11 protein-coding genes are annotated in these 10,028 nt (G+C 65.3%); all 11 read right to left on the bottom strand.

Translation table 11 applies throughout. From position 1 onward, the window contains the following. Positions 1–1,231: hypothetical protein (locus tag NP3_RS23215; protein WP_063043707.1), on the bottom strand; the 1,231-nt coding region annotated here is incomplete at its 3' end. Then, positions 1,225–2,073 (bottom strand): DUF8175 domain-containg protein, encoded by an 849-nt coding sequence (locus tag NP3_RS23210; protein ID WP_157124477.1) that lies wholly within the window; start codon positions 2,071–2,073, stop codon positions 1,225–1,227. The genes NP3_RS23210 and NP3_RS23215, both read right to left, overlap by 7 nt. Beyond that, positions 2,067–2,882: a DUF8175 domain-containg protein gene (locus NP3_RS23205; RefSeq protein ID WP_063043705.1), complete on the bottom strand. Its 816-nt coding sequence runs from the start codon at positions 2,880–2,882 to the stop codon at positions 2,067–2,069. Before NP3_RS23205 ends, NP3_RS23210 begins: the two co-directional genes overlap by 7 nt. A gap of 73 nt (positions 2,883–2,955) precedes the next feature. Beyond that, entirely contained in the window at positions 2,956–3,609 is a 654-nt protein-coding gene (locus NP3_RS23200; RefSeq protein WP_245721077.1) for a DUF8175 domain-containg protein, read from the bottom strand. 23 nt (positions 3,610–3,632) lie between these two features. After that, complete coding sequence (locus tag NP3_RS23195) at positions 3,633–3,908, bottom strand: hypothetical protein (RefSeq protein ID WP_245721076.1); 276 nt, start codon at positions 3,906–3,908, stop codon at positions 3,633–3,635. A gap of 8 nt (positions 3,909–3,916) precedes the next feature. Beyond that, positions 3,917–4,213: a hypothetical protein gene (locus tag NP3_RS23190; protein ID WP_063043704.1), complete on the bottom strand. Its 297-nt coding sequence runs from the start codon at positions 4,211–4,213 to the stop codon at positions 3,917–3,919. Between the two features lie 25 nt (positions 4,214–4,238). Beyond that, a complete protein-coding gene (locus NP3_RS23185) occupies positions 4,239–4,880 on the bottom strand; it encodes a hypothetical protein (RefSeq protein ID WP_063043703.1) in 642 nt (213 codons plus the stop codon). After that, the gene (locus tag NP3_RS23180) at positions 4,877–5,752 is read right to left on the bottom strand and encodes a MinD/ParA family ATP-binding protein (RefSeq protein WP_063043702.1); all 876 of its coding nucleotides are present in this window, start codon (positions 5,750–5,752) and stop codon (positions 4,877–4,879) included. Before NP3_RS23180 ends, NP3_RS23185 begins: the two co-directional genes overlap by 4 nt. A gap of 19 nt (positions 5,753–5,771) precedes the next feature. After that, entirely contained in the window at positions 5,772–6,707 is a 936-nt protein-coding gene (locus tag NP3_RS23175) for a DUF8176 domain-containing protein (RefSeq protein WP_063043701.1), read from the bottom strand. Positions 6,708–6,758: 51 nt separating this feature from the next. Continuing rightward, positions 6,759–8,384: a cutinase family protein gene (locus tag NP3_RS23170; protein WP_245721075.1), complete on the bottom strand. Its 1,626-nt coding sequence runs from the start codon at positions 8,382–8,384 to the stop codon at positions 6,759–6,761. Between the two features lie 332 nt (positions 8,385–8,716). Then, a partial coding sequence (locus NP3_RS23165) for a RelA/SpoT family protein (protein WP_157124476.1) occupies positions 8,717–10,028 on the bottom strand: 1,312 nt, incomplete at its 5' end.

Genomic DNA, 10,028 nt, shown 5'->3' with positions numbered 1-10,028 from the left:
CACCGCCGCCGCGCGGACCGCCCGCACCGCCCGGTGGACGCGGACCGGTGGAGGTCCCGCTGACGTAACCCGCCGAACCCGGCGCGGCACTCTTCGTCGCGACGGCCTTGGTGCCCATCGCACCCAAAGCGCCCACCGCGAGCAAGGTTCCGCCTGTCGCGGTGAGACCGGAACCACCGCTGCCCACGATCGCGACCGCGGGCGTGACCAACCGCATCAGCGCGGGCAGCACGAACGCGACACTGCACAGCAGCACGATGGCGACCAACATCCGTTGCGCTTGTTCGCCTTCGGGCAGTCCGCCGGTATCGGTCAGCGAATCCACATGCCCCGCGGTGGTGAACGCGATCATGTAGACGATGGCAGCCACCGGCTTCCAGAGCATGAATGCGATGATCCAGCCGATCAGCTTCTGATACGACTGTTTGCCGATATTCATCCCGGATGCGGCCGCGGCCAATGGCAGCACACCCGCCGCGATGATCAGCAGCCCCTGACGCACGATGGCGAGCACGATCTGTGCCAGCGAACCGAGCAGTCCGACGATCGCGATGATCAACACCAGGCCCGGCGAAAATGCCTGCAGCTTACTGGTTTTCACCATCAGCTCGGCCAGATCCTTGGCATTGCCGTTGGTCGAATCATTGATGATCCACTCGGAGAAGCGATCCGAGGCCTGAGTGCCCGCGACGATGACGGCGCCGAGCATCCAGGAACTGAAAACCACCCGCGTGAACATGCGGAACGATTCGGCCGCCTCATTCATGACGGCGCCGCGTCTGGCCTCGGCCAATCTGGCGCCGGACAATATCACCGAGGCTATGAGCAGCAATATCTGCGCTTGATAGGTGTAGTCGTTGATCTTGACGAACAACGAACCCGAATCGCTGGCCGCCTCGTTGGGGACCTTCATCCAGAAGGTCAACGCCAGGATGATGGCCTCACCGAGACCGTTCATCAGCGAATCGACGACCTTGCCGAAGGTCGAATCCCAGGCCTTGTCCTTGACCGCGTTCGCGGCGCTGCCCGGGTGCGAGGCGGCATTGCCCGCCTTGCATACCGCCGACGCGGCGTCACCGAGCGAAACGCCGGGCAGCCCCACATTGTCGAGGGTGTCGTGCAGTTCGTTGCACGTATCGTCGAAACCGTACGTCTGGCCGTAGGCCACCGTCGGCGTCGCGATCATCACCGTGAAGATGACCGCGAATATCGTGAGTACACGCCTCACCATTGTGTCCACCCCTCGATGCTTCGCAGGGAATCGATCTGGACTTGCTGCTGTCCGCTCACCGCCGTGAGCTTCCAATCGCCGTCGCGCCATGTGACTGCTAGGCGCATGCCGACCCATGTTGGTTGGCCATCAGCTGTTTCTCGGGCCTTTCTCGCAAACTGGATGATCGCGGAATCTTCGGTATAGCTTTCGATTCGGAACGCATCCGAAGCGAACAGCAACGGTCTCAACTTGTCCGGCAGTCGATCCGAGACCTTGCCCTCGGCCACGAGCCGGTCGTAGTCGGCCAGGTATTGCGGGGTGACCTCGACCAGCCGGAGCAGCAGATCGCGATCACGCGGGTTGGCGTTGGTGCGCCAGTAGATCTGCTCGGCAGCCAGGGCCGCGCCCTGTGGCGTGTGGGCGAATCCCACAGCGGCCTTACCGTCGATGCGCGCCGGGCCGTCGGAGGTGGAGAACCGCACTACGGGTCCGCCGAACACCCGCTGCCACACGCCTTGTCCGCTCGCGGGCTGCGGTGCCGCGGTCAGCCAAGTCGGTGCGCCCGGCTGCTGCTGCAAGGCCGGATTCTGTTCGAGCGCAACACCGATGTCGTTATCGGGCACATCCACGCGGCGGCCGAACATATCAACTTCCGGGTTCCCGAACCCTGACGCTGCGGTCGGCACATTCTCTGAGCTCGTGCCTGTCTTGGACACCTGGTCGCCGCTGACGGCGTTGTCCCGCATGGCAATCACGGTCACCAGCACCGCGACGACCACAGCGAGCACCGCGCCGACACCAAGCAGCGCCAGCGGCGAACGCTTCTGTGCCGGACCCGATCCGGGCCCCGAAATCACCATTTCGTCCATCCGTTCAGGGATTCGACGTACTCGGTCTGTGTGTTGCTCGTGGTGGCGGGCTTGAGCCGCCAGTCCCCCGCATCCCACACCATGACCAATCGCAGCGCCGCCCACAGCTGCTTGCCGTCGACCACCTGACCACGAGTGGCCAACTGGATGATCGCCAGATCGTCCGCATAGTTCTCGACCTTGAACGCGTCCGAGGCGACGAAATACTTGGTCACCTTCTCCGGCTGCTGCTGCGGGAGTTTGTCCTGGGACAGGGCCTTGTCGTAGGCGGCGATCTGCTGGGCCGAGACGCGGACCTGGCGGACGTAGAGGTCGCGGTCGGCGGGGCGGGCGTTGAGACGGTAGGTGATCTGGGCGGCCGCGAGCACCGCGCCCTGCGGGGTGTGCGAATACCCGACGGCCAGACCGTCTTCGATGTGGGTCGGGCCGTCGGAGGTGGAGAACGGGACCGAGGCGCCGTAGACCCGCTGCCAACCGTGCGGTGCGGTGGTGCCCTCGGGTGCCGCGGTCAGCCAGTCCGCGTCCGACGGCCTGCGCTGCCGGGTCGGATCCTGCGGAAGTGGTTGTCCGGCAGGATTGTTCGGGATATCGACGCGCCTGCCGAGAATATCCACCTCGGGGGTCGCGAAGCCCTCACCGCCGGAATTGGCTGCGGCGGCGGCCTTGTCGCCACCCGAACCCGAATCGTCCCGGCTCACATACACGAATACGCCGACGACCACGATGAGCACCAGCACGGCAGCGGACGCGATGACACCGAAGGAGACGCGATCGCGCGTGTACGACTCCTTCTCGCTCATGACTCCGCCTCGACAGCGCTCGGCTCCGTCATGAGCGAAGCACGCTGCGACATGATTCGCTCGCTTTGCTCGCTCATGTCGGCGCCTCCAATTTCACTATGTCCGTGGGCAATTCATCGACCGCCTCGATGGGCCGGTCGGTCGAGCCGGGATCCGGCAGTCGTAATCTCCAGTCGTTGCCGAACCATTCGACAGTGGTGTGGTTCACCGCCTTCGAGTTGTCCGAATATTCGGTATAGACGTCGACGGCCGAAGCCGCATCGGTGTAGCCGGTGATCTTGTATCCGAGCACTCTCGGCGCATATTCGGGCGCCGCCGGACCGGTGATCGAGAGCTGCACCCGGTTGACCGACCACTCGTCTCTGGCCTTGTCCGGCACCACCTCTTGGCGCACGATACCGGCCCATTGACTGTCGGCGGCCACCGACAATCGCACCGTGTGCACGATCGCCGCCAACGCCGCGCCGATCGGCGAATGCTCGAAACCCGTTGCGGCGCCGTCGGATACCTGCTTCGGCCCCTGGTCGGCACTCGGGAGTGCCACGCCTTGGAACGGCTGCCACCGCACATGGGTCGGCGCGGCCGTCAGGTTCGGGCCGGAATCGCCGTCACCGCCGCCGCAGCCGACCGCCGCCAGTAGCAGAGCAGCACCGAACGCACCCGCGGCGGGCTTGCTGATGCCCCGCCGCCACACGCCGGGTTGCTCCCGCACAACTGTGGAAATCATCCCAGGGCCGTCCCCATCCCCGTTCACGTCGGCAGGAACGCCAACGCGATCCCCGAGGCCGTGCTCGCCACAGCCGCCCCGAGCAGACTCATCAATACACCGTGCGAGGCGTCGTTCATCGCCAGGTCGCTCCGGAACGCGATCCACAGGCGGCCCGCGGACACGATCATCCACGCCAGGCACACCAGCAGTACGAACCAGAGCAGCCAGTTCAGCAGCTGCATCAGCGGTTGCAGCACTTCGGCGGGCATCTGCTTGTAGGCAAGCAGTTCCGCCGCCGACATTCGCACGGTAGTCATCGCCGCCATCAGGTTCCGATGACGGCGTTCATGATGGTGCCCGCGCTCGTCGCGACGACGCCGCCGATCATGGCTCCGGCCACCATCTTCGGCGATTCGAGCCCACCACCGGTCCACTTCTCCCACGCGAATTTGCCACCCGCGTAGGTGATTCCGCAAATACCGGAGAGCAACACGAACCAGGTGAGGTAGCGGACCAGCTGCAGGATCTTCTCCGAGCCGGGAGGCGCTTCCGGTGTCGGGTTACCGACCTGAGCCAGCACAGTGCCGTACGTGTCATGCACGGCAAGGAGAATCATGCTCATCGGCTGCCTTTCTTGGTAGTGGCGGTCAACGGTGGCCCTCGTCGAAAGATGCACTGCTGTCCAGGTTTTCACGCACGACCGCAACGATATCGGCCCCGAGCTCCCGGATCTCGAGCGGAACTTCCTCGAGCGGGTCGATCCTTTTCTTCTTCTGCGGTATCTCGTCGCCCGGGGTCCAGATCGGCAGACTCTCCGGTTCGACGAGGGTCCATTCCTCGTACCACGGGACCTGCCAGACCTGACCGGCCAGGGAGCCGACCACATCGCGGTAGCGGCGGATTTCGGCGGGCATGCGCCCGGGGCGGGCCGCGACGGTGATCAGTCCGAGCACCTCACAGGAGCCCGCGAAACCCGAATGATGTTGGCGCAGAAGATCATGCGCACGAGTGAGTCCAGCAATGGTCTCGCGGGCCACCAAGACGACGAAGGGCGATTCGCGGTCGAAGACGCCGGGCCAGCGGCGGCCCGAATCCGCCGCGGGCGCAAGCACACGCGCGAGGCTACTGGCTCCGGCACCGCCGTGCACACCTAGCAGCCACCACAGCGGCGCCCGGCCGACGCCGGGTACGGGACGGTCCCAAATGGGCGCACGACGGGACTCCGGTGGGGCTACCACACCGGCCTGGGCGGCTTCGGACTGGCGACGAAGTTTCATGGCGGCCGTCATGATGCCACTCCGGCGAGCAGCCGCCCATAAGCCCGGCGCGTCTCCGAAGCCAGCGATGCGTGGCGAACGAGTTCACCGCGCGCCAGATGTGGATCGTAGGGAATCTCCCTGATATCGCGAACCCAGCCGGAAAGGTGCTCGCGCAAATGGTCGGCAACATGTGAGTCCGCGCCGGGGAGCTGGTGTGAGACAACGATCGTGGTATCTCCGACGATGCCGCCGCCCTGCCCCCCGGCCGAATCACCGAACTGGTCGTCGAGCCATTCCAGGGTCACCCGCAGCCGGTTCGCGGCATCGGCGCGCGCCGGAATGGCAAGTACCAGAGCGACATCCGCGTCATCCAGCAAGGGTCGCAGCTGTCGTCCGGCAATCGGGTTGCCGCCGTCGTAGACAGCGGTGTACCCGGCGTCATAGATCGCGCGCGCAACTGTGAGATATGTGGCACGCCGACGCAGGGGCGCGGCATCGCGCCAGAGCAGTCCGATACCCGAACTCGCCTGCGACAGACACTCCTTCAACGGCGCTGGTTCATCGTTGCCGCGCCCGTACAACCACGATTGCAGGCTGATCGGATGCAAATGCTCATCGGCCCCGCGTAGCGCCAGATCGCTGCCCGCCGCCGTAGCATCCACGGCCACCGTCGAGGTGCCCGTCGTGCCGAGTTCACCGGCCAAGCCCAAGGCCGTGGTAGTGGTTCCGGCACCACCACAGCCACCGACCACCAGAATCGAACGCTGCGCCGGTTCCGCGGATTCACTTTCTCCGCCCTTACGCCGCAGACGCACCACCGGAGCCTTCGAAGGCGCATGCCGGTCCGACGGATCACCCGCATCGGGCGCCTCGTCGAGCCAGCGGCTCCAGTCGTCTCCCATCGCTATCAGCTCTCCCTATTCATCCGGCCGAGACGCTCGTGATGAGCGTCCGGCCGCCGACCACCACCGTGGCGACGGTCTGCTTGTTGTACGTGGCGGGCGCGCCGCCGGGTCGATACTCGGTGACCTCGACCGAATACCGGTCGTCGGTGATCGTCTGGATCCGCACGCAGTGCGTGGTGCCCAGCGGAATGGTGTCGATGCCGTGCTGGATCACCGCGGCCGAGGAGATATTCGAATCCGGGGCGACCACCGCCCGGACCCGCTCGCCGGAGCGTTCCACGTAGTAGGCGTATTGGAACGCCAGGATCGCTTCCGGTCCGGAGTCGGTGCCGCCGGGTTCGGCACTGCGCACGATGCGGTCGCCGCGTTCGGTCGGACAGTCGGCGATGCCACGGGATTGCACACTGCCCGCGGTGAATTGCATCGAGGGCACGACCGGTGCGGCGGCGCGATCACCGGACGAGCGCAGGAGCAACACCGCACCCGCGGCGGCCGCGGCCAACAGCAGCACGGCCACGACGAGCACCGCGATCACCCGGGCCCGGCGCGCGGCCGGATGATCGCGCGCCTCTTGGCGCAGTGCGCGCGTCGCGCGCGTCGACCGTTCGCGCGGAACATGGTCGTGGTCGTCGTCCTCCGGCCACGGGAACTGTACAAGTTCGCCATCGCGCGGACCGATGTAGTCGTCGTCGGGACCGGGGGCGCGTCCGGCCACCCAATCCGACCACCCACCGGTGAACTCGCTGCGACCGGAGGCCAGATCGGCGGGCACCTCGTTGCGTGCGCGCACCTCGTCGGCATCGTCCTCGCGAATGTAGTGCGGAAACCGGGGCGCACCGTCCTCGTCACCGGGATCCCGCAATCCCGGCTCGTCGGGATTCGGGGCCGCAACCCCCGTCTCCGGCTCCAGCGCGCCGTACCAGCGCGACAGCTGTTTGTACGACTTCAACATTCCCCCATTCCCGCAGAGCGAGGCACATGCATAATCGGACCCTCTCTGCGATCAGTTCGTGGAGAACGGGTAGGTGTTGTTTACGGTGCCGGGTACTACGGTGGGCGGAGTCGACGTCGCGCCGCCGGATGAGGTGCCATCGGCTCCTGTCCCGAACGGAAATTGTCCCGTACCGGACGAATTCGGCGTAGTCGACGCGCCGGAACTTTCTCCGAAGAATCCGGTGGTCGATTTCCTGCTGCCACCGATAGGCACAGCTCCGCTGCCATATTTATCGGCCAGATCGTGTGCTGCCGCGGCGAACCAGTCAGCGACGAATCGGGTGGGCGAATCACCGGTCGCGGTGACCGCCGCGGTGCTGTAAGCGCCGTGGCGCTGCACCGTATCCCAATAGCGCACCCAGGTCGTCACATTGAGCAGTTCGCTGTTATCGGTGATGTTCTGTACAACCGCGTCGAAGGCCTGAGTTACCAGTCGGGCACCGGTCGTAGGCGGCACCAACTGCGGAATCGCGCCCAGCAATTTCGTGCCGAATAGCAGGATTCCGGAGACCGGATCGGTCAAACCCGCAGTGGCCAGTTGGCTGATATGTGCCGAGCTGATGACCGATTCGACCACTGTCACGACCGCGTTCAGTCCGATCATGCCGACCTTCAGCAATGCCCGCAGTGCCGCAGGGATATTCAGCGGTGTGCGCGGATCAGCGGCATCGGCCACGCGCTGCGAAATCGACTTCTGCGGCGAAATCGACAAATTCGCTAGTGAGTTGCCCTGGACATCCTCATTGACGACTTCGGTGGCGGTTTTGATCGACGTGTATGCCAGCGCCTGGGAAATCGACACCAGTGACGCGATCGGGTCGCCACCACTCAACTTGGACTGGCCCGCAATAGACGCCACTGCCTTGAGAATCGGCGCGCCCTCCGGTGCGTCGCACGCGAGATCGCCTGCGGCACAGAAACTCGCGACACGCCCGGTGAGCGCGGCGAAATTGGGGGCCTTATCACGTTCCGGCCCGATTCCGCCGCCACTCGCGGGCTCCTGCGGCAGTGCCGCGATGGCTGCGATCCGGTCCCCCGATGTGCCTGGCGCCGGATCCGGCGTCGCCTTGCCCGGTGAGCCGGGAAATAGCGGCGCACCGGGATTGCGGGTCGGATCGGCGAACAAGGCGACCGCGGCGACCTTCTCGGGCGGGATCACCCCATGGCCCTGACCGACCTCCTGGGCGAACATCGAGGCCACGTGCGCGCCTTGCGAATAGCCCACGATCGCGAACCGCGTCTCGGTGCAGCGGGCCGCGACATCCTGGGCCATCGAGCGCAGCCGGAGCAGTCCGCCGATCACCGACTCCGCATACGACACCGTGCCACCGGCGGTCGCGCCGCCGAAACCGGATTCGTATGGGACATAGGCACGGTCGACCAGACGGGGATCGGCCTTGGCCAGCATCGGCATGAAGACCGTGGAGAGCATGCCGGTGTCGGTGGTCGGCGCGGCATCCGGTGACGATTCGCCTGTGCCCTGAATTCCCAAGGCGTACAGTGCCGGACACGTACCGATGGCGATGTTCGTCGGCGGGCCTGCGGAATCGGACGGTTCCGCTACGGCGGTCCCTGCGGTCGCCACAGCAACGGCGAATGCGATCAGCATTCCCGAGATCCGTGCCGTGTAGTTCATCATAGCGATCCGCAATCAATTCGTGTTGCCGCAGCTAACCTAAACGCCATGAAACGCAATAGACCGTAACAGATTCCGACTCTTGCTGCGGCTTCGACGAAAAGTTTGCGCGAACCGCCGAGTGCCGCATGACAGTTCACGGCGTGCCATCCTGGATTACCCGACAAGTTTCCGACGGCGGAAATCGCCCTGCAACCCGTCGGCGACCCCGCGGGCATTCGAATCATCAACCTGGACTTCGCATTCCAGCGAACAACGAACTACACGGCAGGCAACCGCAACTGTCCATGCGGGTACGCCGGCTATGTCCAGCGAGGTTGACGGGGTGCGGTCTACGTGGCCGAGGTCACCCGGTAGACGTCGTAGACGCCCTCCACATTGCGAACCACATTCAGCAAGTGGCCGAGGTGTTTCGGATCGCCCATCTCGAAGGTGAACTTGCTGATCGCGACCCGGTCGCCGTGCGTGGCGACCGAGGCGGACAGGATATTCACCTTCTCATCGGCGAGCACCTTGGTCACATCCGACAGCAGTCGGGTGCGGTCGAGTGCCTCGATCTGGATGGCGACCAGGAACACCGAGGACGGCGACGGCGCCCACTCCACATCGATGATGCGCTCGGCCTGTTCGCGCAGGGAACCGGCGTTGGTGCAGTCGGTGCGATGCACGCTGACCGCGCCGCCGCGGGTCACGAAGCCCATGATCTCGTCACCGGGAACCGGGGTGCAGCACTTGGCCAGCTTCGCCACCGTGCCCGACGCGCCCGGGATCAGCACCCCAGCATCACCGGTCACGCGCTGACGGCTCGGCGTCGTCGACGGGGTGGAACGCTCGGCGAGCTCGTTCTCGACATCACCGATGCCGCCGAGTTGCGCCATCAACCGCTGCACGACGTGGTGCGCGGATACCTGGTGCTCGCCGACGGCGGTGTAGAGGGTGGAGATGTCGGTGTAGTGCAGTTCGTGCGCGACGGCGGTCATCGCGTCCACGCTCATCAACCGCTGCAGCGGCAGCCCTACGCGGCGGACCTCCTTGGAGATCTGCTCCTTACCGCTTTCCAGAGCCTCCTCGCGGCGTTCCTTGGCGAACCACTGCCGGATCTTGGCCTTGGCGCGCGGAGAGACCACGAAGTTCTGCCAGTCGCGGCTGGGTCCCGCGTTCTGCGCCTTCGAGGTGAATACCTCGACGACCTCACCATTTTCGAGCTGACGTTCCAGTGCGACCAACCGGCCGTTGACCCGCGCGCCGATGCAGCGGTGCCCGACCTCGGTATGCACGGCGTACGCGAAATCGACCGGAGTCGACTTCTGCGGCAACGTGATCACATCACCCTTCGGGGTGAACACGAAGATCTCCGGCGACTTCAGGTCGAAGCGCAACGACTCCAGGAATTCGGCCGGGTCGGCGGCCTCGCGCTGCCAATCGAGCAGTTGACGCATCCACGCCATATCGTCGACTTCGGTGGAGTCGTTGGAATGCTTGCCGCGGGTCTCTTTGTAGCGCCAGTGCGCGGCGATGCCGAATTCGGCGGTGCGGTGCATGTCCTGGGTGCGGATCTGCACTTCCAGCGGCTTACCGTCGGGCCCGACGACCGTGGTGTGCAGCGACTGGTAGACGCCATAGCGCGGCTGGGCGATGTAGTCC

The sequence above is a fragment of the Nocardia pseudovaccinii NBRC 100343 genome, from assembly GCF_001613225.1.
Lineage (GTDB): Bacteria > Actinomycetota > Actinomycetes > Mycobacteriales > Mycobacteriaceae > Nocardia > Nocardia pseudovaccinii.
Note: the sequence above shows the minus strand (reverse complement) of the source record. Positions and strands in the feature narration are given on the sequence as shown.